The sequence below is a fragment of the Neisseria sp. P0021.S007 genome (genome assembly GCF_051956855.1).
This window is the reverse complement of the sequence record NZ_JBQCXA010000704.1, coordinates 1-627: the sequence shown is the minus strand read 5'-3', so window position 1 is coordinate 627 and position 627 is coordinate 1. Positions and strand designations below refer to the sequence as shown.

The window sequence follows — 627 nt, the reverse complement described above, 5'->3', positions numbered from 1 at the left end:
ATTCAAAAACCGTCTTTTTGGCAAAAAAACTGCTGTTATTTTGCGTTAAATCCTTGTTTCCAAACAAACTAGAAAAACATTAAATGCGGTTTCGCTTGATTTATCCTCTGCTGCAACCATATAGGCGGCATTCATTGATTTATTTTCAGAGACTGACATGACACAAAATCACAGCGATATCCGTACACGCTTTATCTTCGACGATATGCCTATCCGCGGCATGCACATCCGCCTCGAAAAGGTTTGGCACCACATCGTCAACCAAAAACATTATCCTGTCGCCATCCGTCGCGCATTGGGCGAATTGTTGGCCGCCGGTTCTTTATTGTCTGCCAACCTTAAAAACGAAGGCACGCTGATTGTTCAAGTTCAAGGTCAGGGCCGTCTGAAAATGTTGGTGGTGGAAGCGACTTCTGAAAATACTGTCCGTGCTACCGCGCGTTGGGACGAAACCGCTGAAATTCGTGATGATGAAAGCCTGACTGCGCTGTTGGGCGAAAACAGCGTGTTCGTTTTGACCCATCAGCCTAAAGATGCCGACCCTTGGCAAGGTGTTGTGCCGCTGGAAGGCGACAGCATTGCGCAAATGCTGGTCAACTATATGAAACGTTCCGAGCAGCTCGATAC

The 627-nt window shown here is 47.0% G+C and carries 1 protein-coding gene; it reads left to right on the top strand.

Annotated elements, in window-relative coordinates:
- Positions 1 to 157: 157 nt before the first annotated feature.
- Positions 158 to 627, top strand: a 470-nt coding sequence (hslO, locus tag ACTHUR_RS15485) for an Hsp33 family molecular chaperone HslO (protein WP_440399522.1), incomplete at its 3' end; no start/stop codon positions are given.